Genomic DNA, 22,187 nt, shown 5'->3' with positions numbered 1-22,187 from the left:
GCTCATGTCACACCCCGCTCGCCACGTTATCGTGCAGCGGGATCATCGCTTCCCGCGCCCAACGCGCGCTCAGACGCTGGCCGGTCTGGTGCTGTGCGCTGCTGTCGATCCATTGATTGTTGGCGTGGCTGATGCTCAGGGTCTGACCGTTTTCCAGCTTCAATTCATAACGCGTGGCGCTGCCCTGATACTGGATGTCGTGGAGCAGACCGCTGACTTCGATTTCGTGACTGGCCAGCGGGCCTTCGGCAAAACGCACATGTTCCGGACGGATCGAAAACGGCTGCGGATGGCCGCTGATTTCACGCGCCAGATCGCCGCGAATCACGTTCGAGGTGCCGACGAATTCGGCGACAAACGTGGTGGTCGGTTTCATGTACAGATTGCGCGGCGTGTCGACCTGCTCGATGCGGCCTTTGTTGAACACGGCGACGCGATCGGACATCGACAGCGCTTCGGTTTGATCGTGAGTGACGAAGATGAAGGTGATGCCGAGCTGGCGTTGCAGCTTCTTCAATTCACTTTGCATTTGTTCGCGCAGTTTCAGATCGAGTGCACCCAACGGCTCATCGAGCAGCAGCACACGCGGACGATTGACCAGAGCGCGGGCGAGGGCCACGCGCTGGCGCTGACCGCCGGACAATTGCACCGGTTTGCGTGCGCCATAACCGCCGAGGGCGACCATGTCCAAGGCTTCTTCGGCGCGTTTGTGGCGCTCGGTTTTACCGACGCCTTTGACCTTCAAACCGTAGGCGACGTTGTCGAGGACGTTCATGTGCGGGAACAGCGCGTAGTCCTGAAACACCGTGTTGACGTCACGTTGATACGGCGGCAAACCGGCCGCTTCGGCGCCGTGGATGCGGATCGAGCCGGCGCTCGGTTGCTCGAACCCAGCGATCAGGCGCAGGCAGGTGGTTTTGCCCGAGCCGGAAGGGCCGAGCATGGAAAAGAACTCGCCGTCCTCGATATCGATGGAAACCCGGTCAACGGCCTTCACTTCGCCGAACTGCCGGGAAACGTTGGTGAACTGGACTGCAAGCGTCATGGTGCGGTGCTCCGGTAAAACGGGCTTTCAAAAAAGTCGTGTGTGCGTCGAAAAGATCGCAGCCTGCGGCAGCTCCTACAGTAGGTGTGCAGGGCGCTGAAATTGCTTTTAGCTCCCTCTCCCTCCGGGAGAGGGCGGGGGGTGAGGGTGGCTTTATTGGCCGTTGCCCTTCAATCAAGAGCAAAGGCAAAAGCTACCCCCTCACCCCAGCCCTCCCGAAACGTCGGACCGCCCCCAGGGGGGCGAGGGGGAAAGGGAGCTAGACCGAGGTGCTCCCGGGCTTAGCGGCCACCCATGATCGCGATGTAGTCCTGGGTCCAGCGGCTATACGGCACAAACTTGCCACCCTCAGCCTGCGGGGTTTTCCAGAAGGCGATCTTGTCGAACTGGTCGAAACCGTTGGTCTTGCAACCTTCAGCGCCGAGCAATTCGCTCTCCTTGCATGCCGCTGGCACCGCCGGCAACGAACCAAACCACGCCGCCACATCGCCCTGGATTTTCGGTTTCAGCGACCAGTCCATCCATTTGTACGCGCAGTTCGGGTGCTTGGCCTCGGCGTGCAGCATCGTGGTATCAGCCCAACCCGTGGCGCCTTCTTTCGGAATGGTCGAAGCGATCGGCTGCTTCTCGTTCATCAAACCGTTGACCTGATACGGCCAGGCACTCGACGCCACCACGCCTTCGTTTTTGAAGTCGCTCATCTGCACTGTGGTGTCATGCCAGTAGCGGTGGATCAGCGGCTGCTGCGCGCGTAACAGATCGAGCACGGCTTTGTATTGATCTTCGGTGAGCTGGTACGGATCCTTGATGCCCAATTCAGGCTTGGTCGATTTCAGATACAACGCCGCATCGGCGATGTAGATCGGCCCGTCATAGGCCTGCACGCGGCCCTTGTTCGGCTTGCCGTCGGGCAGATCCTGCGCGGCAAACACCACGTTCCAACTGGTCGGCGCGGTCTTGAATACGTTGGTGTTGTACATCAGCACGTTCGGGCCCCACTGGTACGGGGTGCCGTAAGTCTGCTGGTTGACCACGTACCACGGCGCGTCTTTCAGGCGCGGGTCGAGGGTGTTCCAGTTCGCGATCAACGCAGTGTTGATCGGTTGCACACGCTTGCCGACGATCAACCGCAGCGACGCATCGCCCGACGCGGTGACCAGGTCATAACCGCCCTTGGCCATCAGGCTGACCATTTCGTCGGAGGTTGCAGCGGTCTTCACATTGACCTTGCAGCCGGTTTCTTTTTCGAAACCGGTGACCCAGTCGTAAGCCTTGTCGCTCTCGCCACGTTCGATGTAACCCGGCCACGCAACGATATCCAGCTGACCTTCGCCAGCACCGACAGCCTTTAACGGCTCGGCCGCTTGCAGGCTGGCGCTGGCCAGCAGGGCCGTGGTGATTGCACTGAGCAGTGCGGTCTTGTGCACGAACATGGTTGAACCCTCTTCTTCAAATTATGGTCGGGGCAGTTGTGAACGCGGTGAAGCATGCCGTTAACGGCTTGTTATTAGCGTAGTCAGAGATGCTGGCCGTGGCGGGCCATGATGTGCCGCACCACGCTGTAGTCCTGCAGCGAATCACTGGATAAGTCTTTGCCGTAACCGGAGCGTTTCAGCCCGCCGTGGGGCATTTCGCTGACCAGCATGAAATGGCTGTTGATCCACGTGCAGCCGTACTGCAGGCGCGCGGCGACTTGCATCGCCTTGTCCAGGTTCTGTGTCCAGACCGACGAGGCGAGACCGTATTCGGAGTCGTTGGCCCAGTCGACGGCCTGAGCGAGTTCGTCGAAACGGGTCACGGTGACGACCGGGCCGAACACTTCGCGCTGAACGATTTCGTCGCTTTGTTTGCAACCGGCGAGCAACGTCGGTTGATAGTAGAAACCGGCGCCGGAATGCACCGCCGCACCGGTCACGCGTTCGATGTGCGGCTGACCGAGGGCGCGCTCGACGAAACTGGCGACGCGGTCGCGTTGGCGGGTGCTGATCAGCGGCCCGATTTCGTTGTCGGCGTCACGTTTGCCGGCGAAGCGCAGGCTGCTGACGGCGGCGCCGAGTTCGGCGACCAATTTGTCGTGAATCCCGGCCTGCGCGTAGATCCGGCAGGCGGCGGTGCAGTCCTGGCCAGCGTTGTAGTAACCGTAGGTGCGCACGCCTTCGACCACGGCCTGAATGTCAGCGTCGTTGCAGACGATCACCGGGGCTTTGCCACCGAGTTCGAGGTGCGTGCGTTTCAGGGTTTTCGCGGCGGCCTGGAGGATTTTCTGCCCGGTGACGATATCGCCGGTCAGCGAGACCATGCGCACTTTGGCGTGACCGACCAAATGGCTGCCGACGCCTTCGCCACCCCCGCAGATAATGTTGATTACCCCGCGCGGGAGGATTTCGGCCAGCGCTGGCGCCAGCGCGAGGATCGACAGCGGCGTGTGCTCGGAGGGTTTGAACACCAGCGTGTTGCCGGCGGCGAGGGCCGGGGCGATTTTCCACGCGGCCATCATGATCGGGTAATTCCACGGCGCAATCGAGGCGACCACGCCAATCGGATCGCGACGAACCATGCTGGTGTAACCCGGCAGGTATTCACCGCTGAGCTGACCGGTCTGGCAGCGCACGGCACCGGCGAAGAAGCGGAATACATCGACGGTCGCGGTCAGATCGTCCTGACGCGCCAGGTGCAGCGGCTTGCCGCAGTTCAGCGATTCGAGGCGGGCGAGGTGATCGGCGTGTTTTTCCACGGCGTTGGCAATCTCGAGCAACAGGTTGGAACGTTGCTGCGGTGTGGTGCGCGACCATTCGGCAAAGGCGCGGTGGGCGGCGAGGATGGCGGCTTCGACTTGCTCGGTGCTGGCCTCGGCGATGTGCGTGAGGATCTCACCGGTGGCCGGGTTAAGAATCGGCTCGACAAAACCTTCCCCAGCGACCAATTCGCCGTCGATCAACAACGCGGTACACATCGGGGTCTGCGCGCCAGCCATCTTCCGCGATCTCTTTTCTTGTGTGGCCATTGTTGCTCCCTGATATCGGGAGCCGACCGTCTTATAGATGCAGCAAGACTAGTGCGCGGCTCCGAGGTCGACAAATTCTAAATACTGAAGGCTGCGTTCGATTAAATAGATGGCTTGCGTCCGCCGTGGGGTTGTTCACGGGCTACGGTCAGGAATGGGTCGACCAATGCCGGGCGCGCGGTGCCACGACGCCAGGCCAGACCAACGTCGAGGGTCTGGTTGAGGTCGGCGATCGGACGCGCTTCGATGATGTCGCCCTCCAGTGACCACGGGCGATAAGTCATGTCCGGTTGAATCGACACGCCCAAACCGGCGGCGACCAAACTTCGTACAGCCTCGGTGGACGCGGTTCGCAGAGTGATCTTCGGTTGCAGCCCGGAACCGCGCCAGAAACGCTGGGCATTGCGATCCATCTCATCGACGTTCAGTTGAATCAGAGGTTCGCGGGCAACGTCGGCGAGGTTGATGCTGTCGTGCTCCAGCAGTGGATGCTGGGCCGGGAGCCACAAACGGTGCGGTGAGTGGGTCAGTACTTCAGTTTGCAAAGCGTGACGATCTTCGAGGTTGGAGAGGATCAGCACGCCGACATCAATCTCGCCGCTGACCAGCAAATGCTCGATGTAAGGGCGTTCGTCTTCCATCACACGGATCTCGACATTGGGATACGCGCGCTGAAAACGGGTGAGCAGATCCGCGAGGTAGTAACCGGCCACCAGACTGGTCACGCCGACGATCAGCTGCCCGGCGACCTGATCGGTACTCTGTTGCAGGCTGCGCTTGGCATTGTCGACGGTCGCGAGAATCAGGTGCGCCTGACGCAGGAATTGATGCCCTTGGTGTGTCAGGGTCATGCCCTTGGCGTGGCGGCTGAACAGGCTGACGCCGATTTCCTCTTCCAGTTGCTGGATCGCCAGGGTCAGGGTCGACTGGGAAATGAACGCGGTTTGCGCGGCGGCGGAGATCGAGCCGGTCTCGGCCACAGCGATGAAATGACGAATCTGACGCAAGGTCATCATGACGGGAATACCCGGTGGGCGGTTTTTATAGATGGATCTGAGTGTATATCTATTTTCAAGAAGGCCTGCGGGCGGTGAGCAACATCTGGAAGCACACTCGAAGGCCGGTCACGGGCACTTTCGAACTAGGCTGGAGGCCTTATAGATCCGGATAACCCCTGTTTTGGAGGCGGAACATGAACACCCGTGGATTGCTCGATCAACTACTCAAATCTGGCCAGGATCTGTTGCAAAACAAGGCCGGTGGCGCTCAGAACAAACCGGCGGCCGGTGGCTTGGGCGGTTTGCTCGGCGGTTCTTCAGGCACTGGCGGCCTCGGCAGTCTTTTGTCCGGCGCAGGTGGTGGCGCGTTAGCTGCTGGCGCGATGGGCTTGTTGCTCGGTAACAAGAAAGTGCGCAAGGTCGGCGGTAAAGTCGCGATCTACGGCGGGCTGGCCGCGCTGGGCGTACTGGCCTACAAGGCCTACAGCAACTACAACGCGCAAAAAGGCACGGCCCCACAAAGTGAACCGCAAACCCTTGATCGCCTCCCACCCGCGCAAGCCGAGCAACACAGCCAAGCCATTCTCAAGGCGCTGGTCGCTGCCGCGAAGGCCGACGGCCACATCGATGACCGCGAGCGTCAACTGATCGAAGGCGAATTCACCAAACTCGACAACGATCAGGAGCTACAGAACTGGCTCCACGCCGAACTCAACAAACCCCTCGACCCCACCGACGTCGCACGGGCCGCGAGCACGCCGGAGATGGCGGCAGAAATGTACATCGCCAGTGTAATGCTGGTGGATGAGGAGAACTTCATGGAGAAGTCATATCTGGATGAACTGGCGCGCCAGTTGAAGCTGGAGCCAGGTTTGAAGGTGGAGCTGGAGAAGCAGGTGCGGCTGGCCTCTGTGTAGAGACGGCGTGCTTTAACAATCGCAACCCCCTGTGGGAGCGAGCCTGCTCGCGAAAGCGCCGGGTCAGACGACATCGATGTTGACCGTTCCGGCCTCTTCGCGAGCAAGCTCGCTCCCACAGGTTATTCCGGCGTGCACGGAGCCTGCTCGCGATGATGTTTCAGCCTCACTGCATACGCCATGGCCGATCTATCGCCTCCTTTTGCCATTACCCCACTGGCACGCCCACCCGCAATTGTCGGACAGTCCCAGCCCAGAGCCCTCCCGCGACCAAGGCGGACAGGCCCGAGGGTTACAAAGCGTCTTATAAATGAAACACCGCCCTCGGCTATACTCCCCGCATTTCGACTAGGCACGAGGAATCACTGTGAAGAACTGGACGTTGCGCCAACGCATTTTGGCGAGCTTTGCGGTGATTATCGCCATCATGTTGCTGATGGTCGTCGTTTCGTATTCACGGCTGTTGAAGATCGAGGTCAGTGAAAACAGCGTGCGTGATGACGCGATTCCCGGCGTTTATTACAGCTCGATGATTCGAGGTGCGTGGGTCGATAGTTATCTGCAGACTCAGGAACTGCTCGGGCTCAAGGAAGGTCAGGGGATTTCCAGCGAGGACGCGGCTGACTACAAGGCGTTCGAGGCGCGTCTGCAGGAGCAGATGGCCAACTATCGCAAAACCATGGCGACCGACGAGGATCGTCTCGAGTTCGCCGCGTTCGAGAAGTATCACGACGCCTACATCCAGATTCAGGATGCCGTGCTGGATCTGCACAAACGCAACCTAGAAGCGGACGCGGTCAGGATGTTCCACGACAAGCTCACGCCTGCCTGGTATTCCGGGCGCATGAAGCTCAACGACATCATCGGCGAAAACAAGACAGTCGCCGATCAGGCCATGAACAATATCGACGATGCCGTGGCCGCAGCCAAAGTCAGCATGTTCATTTCCCTGTTGGTCGCTGTCCTCGCCGCTGGCCTATGCGGTCTGTTGCTGATGCGCGCAATCATGGCGCCGATGAACCGCATTGTGCAGATCCTCGAAACCATGCGCACCGGTGACCTCAGTTCGCGTCTGAACCTCGATCGCAAGGACGAATTCGGCGCCGTCGAAACCGGCTTCAACGACATGATGACCGAGCTGACCGCGCTGGTGTCGCAAGCCCAGCGCTCGTCGGTGCAGGTGACCACCTCGGTGACCGAGATCGCCGCCACCTCGAAGCAACAACAAGCCACCGCCACCGAAACCGCCGCGACCACCACCGAGATTGGCGCGACGTCCCGTGAAATTGCGGCAACTTCGCGCGATCTGGTGCGCACCATGACCGAAGTCTCCACTGCCGCCGATCAGGCCTCAGTGCTGGCCGGCTCCGGCCAGCAAGGTCTGGCGCGCATGGAAGACACCATGCACTCGGTGATGGGCGCGGCCGATCTGGTCAACGCCAAACTGGCGATCCTCAACGAGAAGGCCGGCAACATCAATCAGGTGGTGGTGACCATCGTCAAAGTCGCCGATCAGACTAACCTTTTGTCGCTCAACGCAGCGATTGAAGCCGAGAAGGCCGGCGAGTACGGACGCGGTTTTGCCGTGGTCGCCACGGAAGTGCGGCGTCTGGCGGATCAGACCGCCGTGGCCACTTACGACATCGAGCAAATGGTTCGCGAGATCCAGTCGGCGGTGTCGGCGGGTGTGATGGGCATGGACAAGTTCTCCGAAGAAGTACGCCGTGGCATGTCCGAAGTGCAGCAGGTTGGCGAGCAGCTGTCGCAGATCATCCATCAGGTGCAGGCGCTGGCGCCGCGGGTGTTGATGGTCAACGAGGGCATGCAGGCGCAGGCCACCGGTGCCGAGCAGATCAACCACGCGCTGGTGCAACTGGGTGATGCCAGCAGCCAGACCGTCGAGTCGTTGCGTCAGGCCAGTTTCGCCATCGACGAACTGAGCCAGGTGGCCGTCGGGCTGCGCAGCGGCGTTTCGCGATTCAAAGTCTGATGAGTGAAATCATCGCCAAACGCAGCGCCGCGCAGGTGGCGAAGCCGGCGTTGTTCCTGCTGTTTCGCATCGGTAGCGAACGTTACGCCCTGCGCGCTACTGAAGTCGCCGAAGTGTTGCCGCGCCTGCCGTTGAAGCCGATCGCGCGGGCGCCGCAATGGGTTGCCGGTGTTTTCGCTTATCGCGGTGCGGTAGTCCCGGTAATCGACCTCAGCGCATTGACCTTTGGCCATCCCGCTCAGGCGCGTACCAGCACGCGTCTGGTGCTGGTCAATTACCAGCCTGATCAGTCGCAACCGGCGCAATGGCTTGGGCTGATTCTGGAACAGGCCACCGACACCCTGCGTTGCCATCCGCAAGAGTTTCAGCCTTACGGCCTCGACAACCGCGGGGCGCCTTACCTCGGCCCGGTGCGTGAAGATGCGCAGGGATTGGTGCAATGGGTACGGGTCAATGATTTGCTCGATGACGCCGTGCGTACTTTGCTGTTCCCCGATCCGCCGCTGAGTCCGGCGCAGCTTGAGGCGCAGGCATGAGCAGTGATCAGCGTTTTTTCGACTTTCTCAAGGAACGCATCGGCCTCGATGTGACGTCGGTCGGCCCGGCGATCATTGAGCGCGCTGTGCGTCAGCGCACCACGCTCTCGCAAGCGGCGCATGCCAATGAGTATTGGCAGTTGCTGCAAGGCTCGCGGGATGAACAACAAGCGTTGATCGAAGCGGTGATCGTTCCCGAGACATGGTTTTTCCGCTACCCGGAATCTTTCGCGACGCTGGGCAAACTCGCCCGCAAACGCCTTGGCGAACTGAACAATATGCGTGCCTTGCGCATCCTCAGCCTGCCGTGTTCCACCGGCGAAGAACCGTATTCGATTGCCATGGCCTTGCTCGATGCCGGGCTCAAGCCTCATCAGTTCAAGGTCGACGGCATGGACGTCAGTCCGCTGTCGGTGGAGAAGGCGCGGCGTGCGCTGTATGGCAAAAACTCGTTTCGCGGCCAGGATCTGGACTTTCGCGAACGGCATTTCACCCCTGAGCAGGACGGCCATCGGGTCAACGAGAACGTGCGTGAGCAAGTGCGCTTGCAGGTCGGCAATGTGCTCGATCCGACGCTGCTGGCCAGTGAGCCGGCGTTCGATTTCGTGTTCTGCCGCAACCTGCTGATCTATTTCGATCAGCCGACGCAAAAACTGGTGTTCGAGGTGCTCAAGCGCCTGACGCACTTCGATGGCGTGCTGTTTATCGGCCCGGCCGAGGGCAGTCTGCTCGGGCGGTTGGGCATGCGTTCGATCGGCATCCCGCAATCCTTTGCCTTCAGTCGCCACAGTGAGCCGCATCCCGAACCGCTGCCGACAGCCAAACCGATCGCGGTGCCGATCAGCCAACCGCAGCGCAGCACGCCGCCAGCGCCGGTGCGCAATCGACCGTTTGCCGCCGTAACACCACTGCCAATCGCCAGCAAAAGCGCGAACCCGGACGCGGCGACGTTGCTGGCCAACATCGCTGCACTGGCTAACGAAGGCAAAAGCGCCGAAGCCCGGGCGGCGTGCGAACAGTATTTGCGCAGCCACGAACCACTGGCCCAAGTGTTTTACTGGCTCGGTCTGCTCAGCGATGTCGCCGGTCTGACCCTCGAAGCCCAGGGCTTCTATCGCAAGGCGTTGTACCTCGAACCGCAACACCCCGAAGCGTTGATGCACCTGGCTGCGCTGCTACAGGCCCAAGGCGACACGGCGGGTGCCAGACGATTGCAGGAGCGCGCCGCCCGCAGCGGGCGCACCGCCGACAGTGAGCGTAAACGATGATCCCGTCCGACACCTTGAACGTCACCCACGAAGACGCCCGGGCCATCGACGATTGCTGGAACCGCATCGGCATTCATGGCGACAAGTCCTGTCCGCTGCTTGAAGACCACATTCATTGCCGCAATTGCTCGGTGTATTCCGCCGCTGCCACGCGCTTGCTCGACCGTTATGCGTTGCAGCAGGACGAGCGCGACCCGGTGGCGACTGCCGTAGAAAGCGATGTGAAAACCCGCTCGTTGCTGATGTTCCGTCTCGGCGAAGAATGGCTGGGACTGGCGACGCGCAGCCTTGTTGAAGTGGCGCCGTTGCAGGCGATTCACTCGTTGCCGCACCAGCGCTCGCGCGCCTTGCTCGGTGTGGCCAATGTACGCGGCGCGCTGGTGGCGTGCCTGTCGCTGGTTGAGTTGCTTGATCTGGATGGCAACTCGGCGCCAGCCACAGGCGCGAGAATCATGCCGCGCATGTTGATCATTGCCGCCCATGGCGGACCGGTGGTGGTGCCGGTGGATGAGGTCGACGGCATTCATGCCATCGATGAACGCATTCTCGATGCGGCTTCGCAATCCGGCGCGCAAGCCAGTGCCAAATACACCCGTGGTGTTCTGCAATATCGGGGTCGCAGCCTGCGTTGGCTGGATGAAGAACAGCTGTTGTCCGCCGTGACCCGGAGCCTGACATGACCCCCGAGCAAATGCGCGACGCCTCGCTGCTGGAGTTGTTCAGCCTCGAAGCCGAAGCCCAGACCCAAGTGCTCAGTGCCGGATTGCTGGCGCTGGAACGTAACCCGAGCCAGGCCGATCAACTGGAATCGTGCATGCGCGCGGCGCACTCGCTCAAAGGTGCGGCGCGGATTGTCGGCATCGACAGCGGTGTCAGCGTTGCGCATGTCATGGAGGATTGCCTGGTCAGTGCGCAGGAAGGTCGGTTATTGCTGCGCCCCGAGCACATTGATGCGCTGTTGCAGGGCACCGATTTGCTGATGCGCATTGCCACGCCAGCGAATGCTCCGCAACCGGCTGACATCGAAGCGTATGTGGCGTTGATGGCGCAGTTGCCGGATCCATCGTCCGCGACTGCTGTCGCAGCGCCAGTCATGGCCGAATTGCAACTGCAAGCTCCGCGAGTTGAGCCGACGCCGCCAGCGCCCGTCATCGACGTTGCGAGTGAGACGCCAGAGCCAGCGCCACGCAAAAACAAACGCACTACCGAAGGTGGCGAACGCGTCTTGCGCGTTACCGCCGAGCGCCTGAACAGCCTGCTCGATCTGTCGAGCAAATCGCTGGTGGAAACCCAACGCCTGAAACCGCACCTGGCGACCATGCAACGCCTCAAGCGCATGCAGAACAACGGCCTGCGCGCGTTGGAAAACCTCAACGTGCACCTCAAGGAACACGCGCTGAGCCTTGAAGCGCTGGAAGCCCTGGAAGACGCGCGCCGTTTGCTCGCCGAATCCCAGCAACTGCTGAGCGAGAAAAACGCCGAACTCGACGAATTCGCCTGGCAGGCCAGCCAACGCGCGCAAGTGCTTTACGACACCGCGTTGGCCTGCCGCATGCGGCCATTTGCCGATGTGCTTACCGGCCAGGTGCGCATGGTCCGCGATCTGGGCCGCAGCCTCGGCAAACAGGTACGCCTGGAGATCGAAGGCGAGAAAACCCAGGTCGACCGCGACGTGCTGGAGAAACTCGAAGCACCGCTGACTCATTTGTTGCGCAACGCCGTCGATCACGGCATCGAAACCCCGGAGCAACGGCTGCTCAAGGGCAAGCCTGAAGAGGGCCTGATCCGCCTGCGCGCCTCGCATCAGGCCGGTCTGCTAGTGCTGGAATTGAGCGATGACGGCAACGGCGTCGACCTGGAAAAAGTCCGCCGCAGCATTGTCGAGCGGCAGTTATCCCCAGCGGAAACGGCGGCGCAGTTGAGCGAGGAAGAACTGCTGACCTTCCTCTTTCTGCCCGGTTTCAGCCTGCGCGACACAGTCACCGAAGTGTCCGGGCGGGGCGTCGGCCTCGATGCCGTTCAACATATGGTTCGCCAGTTGCGCGGCGCCGTAGAGTTGGAGCAGACCGCAGGCGAGGGCAGTCGCTTTCACCTCGAAGTGCCGTTGACCTTGTCGGTGGTGCGCAGTCTGGTGGTGGAGGTCGGTGAAGAGGCGTACGCCTTCCCACTGGCGCATATCGAACGCATGTGCGACCTGGCCCCGGAAGACATCGTGCAGGTCGAGGGCCGTCAGCATTTCTGGCACGAGGGCCAGCACGTCGGCCTGGTCGCGGCCAGCCAGTTGCTCAACCGCCCGGCCAGCCAGAGCAGTGGCGAAACCCTCAAAGTCGTGGTGATCCGCGAGCGCGATGCAATTTATGGCGTTGCCGTAGAGCGTTTCATTGGCGAGCGCACGCTGGTGGTCTTGCCACTCGACGAGCGGCTGGGCAAAGTGCAGGACATCTCCGCCGGCGCCCTGCTCGACGATGGCTCGGTAGTGCTGATCGTCGACGTCGAAGACATGTTGCGTTCGGTGGACAAACTGCTCAATACCGGGCGCCTTGAGCGCATCGCCCGTCATGGCAATCAGGCCGCCGAGGCGGCGCGCAAGCGCGTGCTGGTGGTCGACGATTCGCTGACCGTGCGCGAGCTGCAACGCAAACTGCTGCTCAATCGCGGCTACGACGTTGCGGTGGCGGTGGACGGCATGGACGGTTGGAACGCACTGCGTTCGGAGGACTTCGATTTGCTGATCACCGACATCGACATGCCGCGCATGGACGGCATCGAACTGGTAACTCTGCTGCGCCGCGACAATCGCCTGCAATCGCTGCCGGTGATGGTCGTGTCGTACAAGGATCGCGAAGAGGATCGCCGCCGTGGCCTCGATGCCGGCGCTGACTATTATTTAGCCAAAGCCAGTTTTCATGACGACGCCCTGCTCGACGCAGTGGTCGAGCTTATTGGAGGAGCGCGGGCATGAAGATCGCAATCGTCAACGACATGCCCATGGCGGTGGAGGCCCTGCGCCGGGCGCTGGCCTTCGAGCCGGCGCATCAAGTGGTCTGGGTCGCCCGCAACGGCGCCGAGGCGGTGCAACTGTGCGCCGAAAACACCCCGGATCTGATCCTTATGGACCTGATCATGCCGGTGATGGACGGCGTCGAAGCCACCCGCCGGATCATGGCCGAAACCCCGTGTGCCATTGTCATCGTGACCGTTGACCGCCAGCAGAACGTGCATCGGGTCTTTGAAGCCATGGGCCACGGCGCGCTGGATGTGGTCGATACTCCGGCACTCGGCGCCGGCGACGCTCGGGAAGCCGCCGCGCCGTTGCTGCGCAAGATCCTCAATATTGGCTGGCTGATCGGCAAGAAGCCCACGCGTTCGCGGCCGGCGCCACCGGCCCAGCGCAGTTCCGCTTCGTGCCAGCGGCTGGTGGCGATTGGCTCGTCGGCTGGTGGGCCGGCGGCGCTGGAAGTCCTGCTCAAAGGCTTGCCGAAGGATTTTTCGGCAGCCATTGTGCTGGTGCAGCACGTCGATCAGGTGTTCGCCGCCGGCATGGCCGAATGGCTGGCCAGCGCCAGCGGCCTCGATGTGCGTCTGGCCCGCGAGGGCGAACCGCCGCAAGCCGGCGCGGTGCTGCTGGCCGGCACCAATCACCATATTCGCTTACTGAAAAACGGCACGCTGGCCTACACCGCCGAGCCGGTCAACGAAATCTATCGGCCCTCGATCGATGTGTTTTTCGAGAGTGTCGCCAGCTATTGGAATGGCGACGCCGTCGGGGTTTTATTGACCGGGATGGGGCGCGACGGGGCGCAAGGGCTTAAGCTCATGCGTCAGCAGGGTTACCTGACCATCGCGCAGGATCAGCAAAGCAGTGCGGTGTACGGCATGCCCAAAGCCGCTGCGGCGATTGATGCCGCGGTTGAAATCCGTGCACTGGAAAAGATAGCGCCACGATTGCTGGAGGTTTTCCCCAAATGAACAGGTTTATCGGCAATCCTGGCCCCCGCAGTACACAGGTGACCGCCCATGAATGACTTACAGATCGACGACATTAAAACCGACGAAAACGCCGCCATGGTGTTGTTGGTGGACGATCAGGCGATGATCGGCGAAGCGGTGCGCCGTGGGCTGTCGAATCAAGAAAACATCGACTTTCACTTCTGCTCCGACCCGCAGCAGGCCATCGCGCAGGCCGTGCGGATCAAGCCGACGGTGATTCTGCAGGATCTGGTGATGCCCGGCCTCGATGGCCTGAGCCTGGTGCGTGAATACCGCAATCACCCGGCGACCAAGGACATTCCGATCATCGTCCTGTCGACCAAGGAAGACCCGCTGATCAAGAGCGCGGCGTTCTCCGCCGGCGCCAACGATTATCTGGTGAAACTGCCGGACACCATCGAACTGGTGGCGCGCATCCGCTATCACTCGCGCTCGTACATGACGTTGTTGCAGCGCGACGCGGCGTATCGCGCGCTGCGGGTCAGCCAGCAGCAATTGCTCGACACCAATCTGGTGCTGCAACGGCTGATGAACTCCGATGGCCTGACCGGGCTGTCCAACCGTCGGCACTTCGACGAATACCTGGAACTGGAATGGCGCCGCTCGTTGCGCGATCAGAGCCAGCTGTCGTTGTTGATGATCGATGTCGATTACTTCAAGTCCTACAACGACAGCTTTGGCCATGTTGAAGGCGACGAAGCGCTGCGCAAGGTCGCCACGGCGATCCGTGACGCCAGCGCGCGACCGTCGGATCTGCCGGCGCGTTATGGCGGTGAGGAGTTTGTGCTGGTGTTGCCGAACACCTCGCCGGGCGGTGCGCGGCTGGTGGCGGAGAAACTGCGGCAGACCGTGGCATCCTTGAAAATTCCGCACAACACCCCGGCGGAAGGGGCGAGCCTGACCATCAGTATTGGTCTGGCGACGATGGTGCCGCAGGCGGGTAGTGATTGTCGCTTGCTGATTTCGGCGGCGGATCGTGGGTTGTACCTGGCCAAGAACAATGGGCGTAATCAGGTCGGGATCGAATAAACGCTTACCCTCACCCCAGCCCTCTCCCAAAGGGGGGGCCGACCGAGGTGTCTGGCGCTGTACATCGACCTGATCGACCGATTTGATTATGGATCTTCAAGCTCAACATTTCCGGATTCAGCTAAGCCCTTTCACGTCGGCGTACCTCCCGAACATCCCCCAATCGGTCCCCTCTCCCTCCGGGAGAGGGCTAGGGTGAGGGCAGGCCCATACGCCAATTTCTGCTTGAAATCCTTGGCGATCATGGAATCGGCAAAGCCCTTTCAGTTCGGCGTATCTCTCAAATATCCCCCAATCGGTCCCCTCTACCTCTGGGAGAGGGTTAGGGTGAGGGCAAAGGTTTTAATGATCCCCACACCCGCCAGACGGGCTGCCGTGACAGCCTGATTACGTTATACTCGCCGGCTTTCAAAAGTTCGCCAACGAGTGCTGCCCGTCATGGAAATCAATCCGATCCTGAACACCATCAAGGACCTGTCCGAGCGCTCCGAAACTATTCGGGGGTATCTTTGACTACGATCAAAAGCATGAGCGTCTGACTGAAGTCAATCGCGAGCTTGAAGATCCGAGTGTCTGGAACAAACCTGAATACGCCCAGGAGCTGGGCCGCGAGCGTTCGGCGCTGGCGCAGATCGTCGATACCCTCGATGAACTGAACGCCGGCCTGGCCGATTGCCGCGATCTGCTGGACATGGCCGTCGAAGAAAACGACGAAGGCGCAGTGGGCGATGTCGTCGCCGAGCTGGCCCGTCTCGAGGAAAATCTGGCCAAGCTGGAATTCCGCCGCATGTTCAGCCATGAAATGGACCCGAACAACGCCTACCTGGATATCCAGGCCGGTTCCGGCGGCACCGAAGCCCAGGACTGGGCCAACATCCTCCTGCGCATGTACCTGCGCTGGGCGGATAAACGCGGTTTCGACGCGACCATCATGGAACTGTCGGCCGGTGAAGTCGCCGGTATCAAAGGTGCGACCGTGCACATCAAGGGCGAATACGCCTTTGGCTGGCTGCGTACCGAAATCGGCGTGCACCGTCTGGTGCGCAAGAGCCCGTTCGACTCCGGCAACCGTCGCCACACCTCGTTCTCCGCGGTGTTCGTCTCGCCAGAGATCGACGACAAGGTCGAAATCGAAATCAACCCGGCAGACCTGCGAATCGACACCTATCGTTCTTCGGGTGCCGGTGGTCAGCACGTAAACACCACCGACTCGGCCGTACGTATCACTCACGTACCGACCAACACCGTGGTCAGCTGCCAGAACGAACGTTCCCAGCACGCCAACAAGGACACCGCCATGAAAATGCTGCGGGCCAAGTTGTACGAGCAGGAAATGCAGAAACGCAACGCCGCATCGCAAGCGCTGGAAGACACCAAATCCGACATCGGCTGGGGTCACCAGATTCGCTCGTACGTGCTCGATGCGTCGCGGATCAAGGATCTGCGCACCAACATCGAACGCAGCGACTGCGACAAGGTACTCGACGGCGACATCGACGAATACCTGTATGCCAGCCTGAAATCGGGCCTGTAAAAGACGCAATACAGCATCGGCTGCTTCAACCCGATCCCTGTAGGAGCCAGCCCAGCTGGCGATCTCCGGGCCGCCAGGCCCGGGGGCAACGAACCTGATGGAATATCTAAAGACATGAGCGACCAACAACTCGACCCGCAAGCCCTGCAACAGGAAGAAAACTCCCTGATCGCCCTGCGCAAGGAAAAGCTGGCTGCCGAGCGCGCCAAGGGCAATGCCTTCCCGAACGACTTCCGCCGCGAAAACTACTGCGAAGATCTGCAGAAGAAATACGCGGACAAGACCAAGGAAGAGCTGGCAGAGGCTGCAATCCCGGTCAAGGTTGCCGGTCGCATCATGCTCAACCGTGGTTCGTTTATGGTGATCCAGGACATGACCGGTCGCATCCAGGTCTACGTCAACCGTAAAACCCTGTCGGAAGACACCCTGGCCGCGGTGAAAACCTGGGACATGGGCGACATCATTGCTGCCGAAGGTACCTTGGCGCGTTCCGGCAAGGGCGACCTGTACGTCGAAATGACCAGCGTGCGTCTGCTGACCAAATCGCTGCGTCCGCTGCCGGACAAGCACCACGGCCTGACCGATACCGAACAGCGCTACCGTCAGCGTTACGTTGACCTGATCGTCAACGAAGACGTGCGTCAGACCTTCCGCGTCCGTTCGCAAGTGATCGCGCACATCCGCAGCTTCCTGATGAAGCGCGACTTCCTCGAAGTCGAAACGCCGATGCTGCAGACCATTCCGGGCGGCGCCGCAGCCAAGCCGTTCGAAACCCACCACAACGCGCTGGACATGGAAATGTTCCTGCGTATCGCCCCTGAGCTGTATCTGAAGCGTCTGGTGGTCGGTGGTTTTGAAAAGGTTTTCGAGATCAATCGCAACTTCCGTAACGAAGGCGTCTCGACTCGGCACAACCCTGAATTCACCATGTTGGAGTTCTACCAGGCTTACGCCGACTACGAAGACAACATGGACCTGACCGAAGAACTGTTCCGTGAGCTGGCGCAGCTGGTGCTGGGCAGCACCGACGTGCCGTACGGCGACAAGGTGTTCCACTTCGGCGAGCCGTTCGTGCGTCTGTCGGTGTTCGACTCGATCCTCAAGTACAACCCTGAGCTGACTGCCGATGATCTGAACGACATCGACAAGGCCCGCGCCATCGCCAAGAAGGCCGGTGCCAAGGTGCTGGGCTTCGAAGGTCTGGGCAAGCTGCAGGTGATGATTTTCGAAGAGCTGGTCGAGCACAAACTGGAACAGCCGCACTTCATCACTCAGTACCCGTTCGAAGTCTCGCCGCTGGCTCGTCGCAACGATGACAACCCGAACGTCACCGACCGTTTCGAGCTGTTCATCGGTGGCCGTGAAATCGCCAACGCCTACTCCGAGTTGAACGACGCGGAAGACCAGGCCGAGCGCTTCATGGCGCAGGTGGCCGACAAGGACGCCGGCGACGACGAAGCCATGCACTACGACGCCGATTTCGTTCGCGCGCTGGAGTACGGCATGCCGCCAACGGCCGGTGAAGGCATCGGCATCGATCGTCTGGTGATGTTGCTGACCAACTCGCCGTCGATCCGCGATGTGATCCTGTTCCCGCACATGCGACCGCAAGCGTAAACGTTTCAGTTAAAAAGCCGCCTAAAACAGGCGGCTTTTTATTGCCTGTCTGGTACAAATGTATCAATTGGTTAATTTTGCAATAGCAGAGGAAGTTCTGTCGTGATGGGTGCAATAGCTCAAGAGGGTGCAGCGGGTATCGCCACTGCGGTCGCTGAAAGTGTTCAGTACCAGGGTCGCAAGGCCAGCCGACAGGGCAGTGAGCAGCGTCGCCAGGACATTCTCGACGCCGCGATGCGCATTGTCGTGCGCGACGGCGTGCGCGCCGTGCGCCATCGTGCAGTGGCCGCCGAGGCCGGTGTGCCGCTGTCGGCGACCACGTATTACTTCAAGGACATCGATGACCTGCTCACCGATACCTTCGCCCAATACGTTGAACGCAGCGCGGCGTACATGGCCAAGTTGTGGGTCAACAATGAAGGTCTGTTGCGTGACATGGTCGTCAGTGGCGACGGCAGCCCGGAGTCGCGCTCGCAACTGGCGGACGATATTGCGCGGCTGATGGCCGACTATGTGCACCGGCAGTTGATTAACCGGCGTGAGCATTTGATGGCCGAACAGGCATTCCGTCAGGAGGCGTTGCTTAACCCGCGCCTGGCGATTCTGGTGCGTTCACATCAGCAGATTCTGTTGCAGGGTACCTGCCAGTTGTTCCAGGTGTTGGGCTCGCGTGAACCGCAGCAAGATGCCAAGGTGTTGACGGCGATTATCGGACGGATGGAATATCAGGGCCTGCTCAACGACGCCGAGCCTTTGGCCGAAGAGGACATGCTCGGCATTCTGACGCGGTATATGCACCTGGTGCTCGCGTCGGTGTAACGCAATCGTTGCCGCCTGACGCCGATCCCAATGTAGGAGCTGCCGAAGGCTGCGATCTTTTGATCTTGCTTTTAGAGACCAAGATCAAAAGATCGCAGCCTTCGGCAGCTCCTACAGGGGAAAGGTGTTTCAGATTCATAGGGAGTATTGAATGAAAGCCTGGCGTGGCGTGCTGATCGCCTTGTCGTTCCTGCTGCTCAGTGGCTGTCTGGTGACCTTCAAGGAGCCGCTGACCGCCAGTGACCCGGCGCCCACAGGCCTGCTCGGCAAATGGTCGAGCACCAATGCCTGGGGCGAGCCGATGAACCTTGAGCTGACGCGCCTGGGCAACGATCGCTATCAGGCCGTCACGTACTTCAAGGCCAAACCCCACGAGCGTGAAGCCTATCCCTTCACCGTGTCGCGCCACGGCAGCCGCTGGTATCTGTCGGCGAAAGTGCCGGCGCGCTTCGGCGGCCACTTCACCATCGCCGGCTTCGAGCTCACCGACAAACACGAACTGGTGGTCTACAACCTCGATCTCGACCAGATCAATCAAGCGATCAACCAGAAAGCCCTCGACGGTCAGGTTTTCCAGACTGACGATGGCGACGGCGTACAGGTCGACAGCAACCTCGACAAGGTTTTTGCATACCTCGATGATCCGGCCAATTCCGATGTTTTCGTGGAAGCCGTGCGCTACCAGCGTCAGGCCCGCGCCAAATAATTCAGTTTTCTACAGGAGTTTCGGGTGGACGATTACCAGCAGACGATACGCATGTTGTCCGACCGCATTGTGCTGGCGCAGACGCCGATCCGTGTGCTCGACGCGGTCAAGTGGGACGAGAACATCCGCAAGGGTTTCCTCAAGGCCAAAGGCAAGGAAATGCCCGCCGTCGATCGCGACTACTACCTCAATCGGCCGCTGAGTTTCGATTCGAGCAAGGTCAAGCTGGAGTTCCAGAACATTGAGCGCGACATCACCCGCCAGCTCGGCCAGTTCAACCCGGTCGGGCAGATCATGCGCCGTATGTGCAAGGAATACCGCATGGTGGTGCGCATGCTTGAAGCGCGTGGCACCGAGGATTTCGGCCTGATTTCGCAGGAACTGTACGGCGCCGCCTCCGATGCATTCCACGCCGGTGACCCAACGCTGGCCGACCTCGGCCTGATGATGTCCGACTACCTGAACAACATTGATGGCCGTGGCGACCTCAAGGACGAGCCGAAAATTCTCACCGCCAAAGACGCGGTGCACTTGCTGCAGACCCGTCTGAACAAAGTGTTCGGCGAGGCCGAGGAAACCATCCGCGTGTTCGAGTCCGACGGCATCGTTGCCGACGCGGCGGCCGGCGCCGACTACATCAAGATCCGCACCGACGCGATGTTCAACGATCGCGACGTACGCGCGCTGGAAGTCCACGAAGGCCTGGTGCACGTCGGCACCACGCTTAACGGGCTGAACCAGCCGATCTGCACCTTCCTGTCCAAAGGCCCACCGTCGTCGACGGTGACCCAGGAAGGCCTGGCGATCCTGATGGAAATCATCACGTTCGCCTCCTACCCGAGTCGCCTGCGCAAACTGACCAACCGCACCCGCGCCATTCACATGGTCGAGGAGGGCGCCGACTTCCTGCAGATCTTCGAGTTCTTCCGCGAGCAGGGCTTTGAGATGGCGGAAAGTTACGGCAACGCCAGTCGGGTTTTCCGTGGCTCGACGCCGACGGGGCTGCCATTCACCAAAGACTTGTCCTACCTCAAGGGCTTTATCATGGTTTACAACTACATTCAGTTGGCCGTGCGTAAGGGCAAGCTTGAGCAGATTCCGTTGTTGTTCTGCGGCAAGACCACACTGGAAGACATGCGGACCTTGCGCCAGCTGGTGGATGAAGGATTGGTGGTGCCGCCGAAATACCTGCCGGATCAGTTCCGCGATTTGAATGCGTTGTCGGCGTGGATGTGTTTCTCCAACTTCCTCAATCACTTGAGCCTGGACCGGATCGAAGCGGATTACTCCAATATCCTTTGAACAACCAATATCCCCTGTGGGAGCTGGCTTGCCAGCGATTGCATTCTCTCAGTCAATATTGATGTTGGCTGACCCACCGCCATCGCTGGCAAGCCAGCTCCCACAGGGTTATTTGTTTTTCTCTGAATCGTTTGTTTGCCAATTTCTTTTGCGAGGTTTCACCGGATGAGAATCCTCGGCATCTTCTGCCTGCTCCTGACCCTCGGCGGTTGCAGTTCGCTGTTGTTCTACCCCGAGCCGGGCCAGATCTTTACACCGGAAAAAGCCAAGCTCGAATACCGGACGGTAACTTTGGTTACCGCTGATGGCTTGAAGCTCAACGCCTGGTGGCTACCGGCGAAACCCGGTGTCGAAGTCAAAGGCACCGTTCTGCACCTGCACGGCAACGGCGGTAACCTGCCGATGCACCTCGGTGGCAGCTGGTGGCTGCCGAAAAACGGCTATCAAGTGCTGTTGGTCGACTATCGCGGTTATGGCCTGTCCGAGGGCGAGCCGAGTTTGCCGGCGATCTATCAGGACATCGACGCCGCGTTCGCCTGGCTCGACAAGGCGCCCGAGGTCAAAGGCAAGCCGCTGATTCTGCTCGGTCAGAGCCTCGGCGGTTCGATGGCCGTGCATTGGCTGGTGCAGCATCCCGAACGGCAGAAACAACTCAAGGCTTTGGTGCTCGACGGCGTGCCCGCGAGCTATCGCAGTGTCGGCCAATATGCTCTCAGCACTTCGTGGCTGACCTGGCCATTTCAGGTACCACTGTCGTGGCTGGTGCCGGATGGCGACAGCGCGATCAACTCGATGCCGCTACTCAACGGCGTGCCGAAGCTGATCTTCCACAGCATCGACGATCCGCTGGTCCCGCTTTCCAACGGCATCCGTCTGTATCAAGCTGCGCCGCCACCGCGTGTGCTGCAACTGACCCGTGGCGGTCATGTGCAGACCTTCGGCGACCCGGTGTGGCGTCAGGTCATGCTGCGCTACCTCGACGATCCCGAGCATTTCAACGGCCTGCGCCGTCTCGGCGAAATCCCCAATTACCCGACACCCCCGAATTCTGAAGATGAGAGTCCGCAATGACTGAAGAACGCAACGCCATCCCGCTGATCATCACCGGTATCTGCAGCATCCTCGGCACCGTCGGGGCGCTGTGGTACTACGGCTACCTGCACTTCGCCAAACCCGAGGATGCGTTGCTGCTCAATGAATTCACCATGCTCAAGACCGTGCCGGGCGAAGACTACAAGGTCTCGCTCGACCCGGCGGCGCAAGTGGCGCAGTGCATTGATGGCGTGTTGGTGTTGTTCGATACCGAGCAGAAAGGTTTGACCGGTGTGCTGATTAACGCCCAGAAGAAAGCCGTGCGTTGCATGGGTGAGGAGACTCCGCAGAAGCTGGAACAGTGATTCTGCAGGTTCAGCCCTCACCCTAACCCTCTCCC

General features: G+C 60.5%; 19 protein-coding genes. 15 read left to right on the top strand and 4 right to left on the bottom strand.

Annotation, left to right across the window (positions count from 1 at the left end; all coding sequences use genetic code 11):
• Positions 1-7: 7 nt before the first annotated feature.
• The 4 genes from ACM6IN_RS19805 to ACM6IN_RS19790 all read right to left on the bottom strand — a co-directional run bounded on the left by ACM6IN_RS19805 (position 8) and on the right by ACM6IN_RS19790 (position 5,065).
• Positions 8-1,045, bottom strand: a complete 1,038-nt coding sequence (locus ACM6IN_RS19805; RefSeq protein WP_414916575.1) for an ABC transporter ATP-binding protein — start codon at positions 1,043-1,045, stop codon at positions 8-10.
• A 281-nt stretch (positions 1,046-1,326) separates the two neighbouring features.
• Complete coding sequence (gene ydcS / locus ACM6IN_RS19800; protein WP_414916574.1) at positions 1,327-2,478, bottom strand: putative ABC transporter substrate-binding protein YdcS; 1,152 nt, start codon at positions 2,476-2,478, stop codon at positions 1,327-1,329.
• Positions 2,479-2,561: 83 nt separating this feature from the next.
• Entirely contained in the window at positions 2,562-4,019 is a 1,458-nt protein-coding gene (locus ACM6IN_RS19795; protein WP_414916573.1) for a gamma-aminobutyraldehyde dehydrogenase, read from the bottom strand.
• A 131-nt stretch (positions 4,020-4,150) separates the two neighbouring features.
• Positions 4,151-5,065: a LysR family transcriptional regulator gene (locus ACM6IN_RS19790; RefSeq protein ID WP_007949637.1), complete on the bottom strand. Its 915-nt coding sequence runs from the start codon at positions 5,063-5,065 to the stop codon at positions 4,151-4,153.
• Positions 5,066-5,241: 176 nt separating this feature from the next.
• Here ACM6IN_RS19790 and ACM6IN_RS19785 point away from each other — a divergent pair, with 176 nt between their 5' ends.
• The 15 genes from ACM6IN_RS19785 to ACM6IN_RS19715 all read left to right on the top strand — a co-directional run bounded on the left by ACM6IN_RS19785 (position 5,242) and on the right by ACM6IN_RS19715 (position 22,152).
• Positions 5,242-5,964: a tellurite resistance TerB family protein gene (locus ACM6IN_RS19785; RefSeq protein WP_414916572.1), complete on the top strand. Its 723-nt coding sequence runs from the start codon at positions 5,242-5,244 to the stop codon at positions 5,962-5,964.
• Positions 5,965-6,331: 367 nt separating this feature from the next.
• Positions 6,332-7,954, top strand: a complete 1,623-nt coding sequence (locus tag ACM6IN_RS19780; protein WP_007908936.1) for a methyl-accepting chemotaxis protein — start codon at positions 6,332-6,334, stop codon at positions 7,952-7,954.
• The gene (locus ACM6IN_RS19775; protein ID WP_414916571.1) at positions 7,954-8,490 is read left to right on the top strand and encodes a chemotaxis protein CheW; all 537 of its coding nucleotides are present in this window, start codon (positions 7,954-7,956) and stop codon (positions 8,488-8,490) included. Before ACM6IN_RS19780 ends, ACM6IN_RS19775 begins: the two co-directional genes overlap by 1 nt.
• A complete protein-coding gene (locus tag ACM6IN_RS19770) occupies positions 8,487-9,758 on the top strand; it encodes a CheR family methyltransferase (protein WP_414916570.1) in 1,272 nt (423 codons plus the stop codon). Before ACM6IN_RS19775 ends, ACM6IN_RS19770 begins: the two co-directional genes overlap by 4 nt.
• A complete protein-coding gene (locus ACM6IN_RS19765) occupies positions 9,755-10,438 on the top strand; it encodes a chemotaxis protein CheW (RefSeq protein ID WP_007908926.1) in 684 nt (227 codons plus the stop codon). The genes ACM6IN_RS19770 and ACM6IN_RS19765 overlap by 4 nt, the downstream gene beginning before the upstream one ends.
• Positions 10,435-12,720 carry a hybrid sensor histidine kinase/response regulator gene (locus ACM6IN_RS19760; RefSeq protein WP_414916569.1) on the top strand — a complete coding sequence of 762 codons (2,286 nt, stop codon included), beginning with the start codon at positions 10,435-10,437 and terminating at the stop codon, positions 12,718-12,720. The genes ACM6IN_RS19765 and ACM6IN_RS19760 overlap by 4 nt, the downstream gene beginning before the upstream one ends.
• Positions 12,717-13,727: a chemotaxis response regulator protein-glutamate methylesterase gene (locus ACM6IN_RS19755; RefSeq protein ID WP_414916568.1), complete on the top strand. Its 1,011-nt coding sequence runs from the start codon at positions 12,717-12,719 to the stop codon at positions 13,725-13,727. The genes ACM6IN_RS19760 and ACM6IN_RS19755 overlap by 4 nt, the downstream gene beginning before the upstream one ends.
• Positions 13,728-13,775: 48 nt before the next feature.
• On the top strand, positions 13,776-14,777 hold the full coding sequence (locus ACM6IN_RS19750; protein ID WP_007908918.1) for a response regulator: 1,002 nt from the start codon (positions 13,776-13,778) through the stop codon (positions 14,775-14,777).
• Between the two features lie 438 nt (positions 14,778-15,215).
• A protein-coding gene (gene prfB, locus ACM6IN_RS19745) for a peptide chain release factor 2 (protein WP_102358477.1) occupies positions 15,216-16,311 on the top strand; the annotation gives its coding sequence in 2 pieces (ribosomal slippage) (positions 15,216-15,287 and positions 15,289-16,311; 1,095 coding nt in all).
• A 114-nt stretch (positions 16,312-16,425) separates the two neighbouring features.
• The gene (lysS, locus tag ACM6IN_RS19740; protein ID WP_007908910.1) at positions 16,426-17,928 is read left to right on the top strand and encodes a lysine--tRNA ligase; all 1,503 of its coding nucleotides are present in this window, start codon (positions 16,426-16,428) and stop codon (positions 17,926-17,928) included.
• 105 nt (positions 17,929-18,033) lie between these two features.
• On the top strand, positions 18,034-18,747 hold the full coding sequence (locus ACM6IN_RS19735) for a TetR/AcrR family transcriptional regulator (protein WP_007908909.1): 714 nt from the start codon (positions 18,034-18,036) through the stop codon (positions 18,745-18,747).
• A gap of 151 nt (positions 18,748-18,898) precedes the next feature.
• A complete protein-coding gene (locus ACM6IN_RS19730; protein ID WP_414916567.1) occupies positions 18,899-19,453 on the top strand; it encodes a hypothetical protein in 555 nt (184 codons plus the stop codon).
• Between the two features lie 51 nt (positions 19,454-19,504).
• Positions 19,505-20,755 (top strand): flavohemoglobin expression-modulating QEGLA motif protein, encoded by a 1,251-nt coding sequence (locus tag ACM6IN_RS19725; RefSeq protein WP_176091693.1) that lies wholly within the window; start codon positions 19,505-19,507, stop codon positions 20,753-20,755.
• A 165-nt stretch (positions 20,756-20,920) separates the two neighbouring features.
• Positions 20,921-21,826 (top strand): alpha/beta hydrolase, encoded by a 906-nt coding sequence (locus tag ACM6IN_RS19720; RefSeq protein WP_414916566.1) that lies wholly within the window; start codon positions 20,921-20,923, stop codon positions 21,824-21,826.
• Positions 21,823-22,152, top strand: a complete 330-nt coding sequence (locus tag ACM6IN_RS19715) for a hypothetical protein (protein ID WP_007908903.1) — start codon at positions 21,823-21,825, stop codon at positions 22,150-22,152. Before ACM6IN_RS19720 ends, ACM6IN_RS19715 begins: the two co-directional genes overlap by 4 nt.
• Positions 22,153-22,187 lie beyond the last annotated feature (35 nt).

The sequence above is a fragment of the Pseudomonas sp. IT-P395 genome, from assembly GCF_949767675.1.
In the GTDB taxonomy this organism is placed as follows: domain Bacteria; phylum Pseudomonadota; class Gammaproteobacteria; order Pseudomonadales; family Pseudomonadaceae; genus Aquipseudomonas.
Note: the sequence above shows the minus strand (reverse complement) of the source record. Positions and strands in the feature narration are given on the sequence as shown.

What these genes read in the sequence shown, in the direction of transcription:
- ACM6IN_RS19805 (WP_414916575.1), bottom strand. Translation starts at nt 1,045, where the DNA reads ATGACGCTTGCAGTCCAGTTCACCAACGTTTCCCGGCAGTTCGGCGAA.
- ydcS (WP_414916574.1), bottom strand. Translation starts at nt 2,478, where the DNA reads ATGTTCGTGCACAAGACCGCACTGCTCAGTGCAATCACCACGGCCCTG.
- ACM6IN_RS19795 (WP_414916573.1), bottom strand. Translation starts at nt 4,019, where the DNA reads ATGGCTGGCGCGCAGACCCCGATGTGTACCGCGTTGTTGATCGACGGC.
- ACM6IN_RS19790 (WP_007949637.1), bottom strand. Translation starts at nt 5,065, where the DNA reads ATGATGACCTTGCGTCAGATTCGTCATTTCATCGCTGTGGCCGAGACC.
- ACM6IN_RS19785 (WP_414916572.1), top strand. Translation starts at nt 5,242, where the DNA reads ATGAACACCCGTGGATTGCTCGATCAACTACTCAAATCTGGCCAGGAT.
- ACM6IN_RS19775 (WP_414916571.1), top strand. Translation starts at nt 7,954, where the DNA reads ATGAGTGAAATCATCGCCAAACGCAGCGCCGCGCAGGTGGCGAAGCCG.
- ACM6IN_RS19770 (WP_414916570.1), top strand. Translation starts at nt 8,487, where the DNA reads ATGAGCAGTGATCAGCGTTTTTTCGACTTTCTCAAGGAACGCATCGGC.
- ACM6IN_RS19765 (WP_007908926.1), top strand. Translation starts at nt 9,755, where the DNA reads ATGATCCCGTCCGACACCTTGAACGTCACCCACGAAGACGCCCGGGCC.
- ACM6IN_RS19760 (WP_414916569.1), top strand. Translation starts at nt 10,435, where the DNA reads ATGACCCCCGAGCAAATGCGCGACGCCTCGCTGCTGGAGTTGTTCAGC.
- ACM6IN_RS19755 (WP_414916568.1), top strand. Translation starts at nt 12,717, where the DNA reads ATGAAGATCGCAATCGTCAACGACATGCCCATGGCGGTGGAGGCCCTG.
- ACM6IN_RS19750 (WP_007908918.1), top strand. Translation starts at nt 13,776, where the DNA reads ATGAATGACTTACAGATCGACGACATTAAAACCGACGAAAACGCCGCC.
- lysS (WP_007908910.1), top strand. Translation starts at nt 16,426, where the DNA reads ATGAGCGACCAACAACTCGACCCGCAAGCCCTGCAACAGGAAGAAAAC.
- ACM6IN_RS19735 (WP_007908909.1), top strand. Translation starts at nt 18,034, where the DNA reads ATGGGTGCAATAGCTCAAGAGGGTGCAGCGGGTATCGCCACTGCGGTC.
- ACM6IN_RS19730 (WP_414916567.1), top strand. Translation starts at nt 18,899, where the DNA reads ATGAAAGCCTGGCGTGGCGTGCTGATCGCCTTGTCGTTCCTGCTGCTC.
- ACM6IN_RS19725 (WP_176091693.1), top strand. Translation starts at nt 19,505, where the DNA reads ATGTTGTCCGACCGCATTGTGCTGGCGCAGACGCCGATCCGTGTGCTC.
- ACM6IN_RS19720 (WP_414916566.1), top strand. Translation starts at nt 20,921, where the DNA reads ATGAGAATCCTCGGCATCTTCTGCCTGCTCCTGACCCTCGGCGGTTGC.
- ACM6IN_RS19715 (WP_007908903.1), top strand. Translation starts at nt 21,823, where the DNA reads ATGACTGAAGAACGCAACGCCATCCCGCTGATCATCACCGGTATCTGC.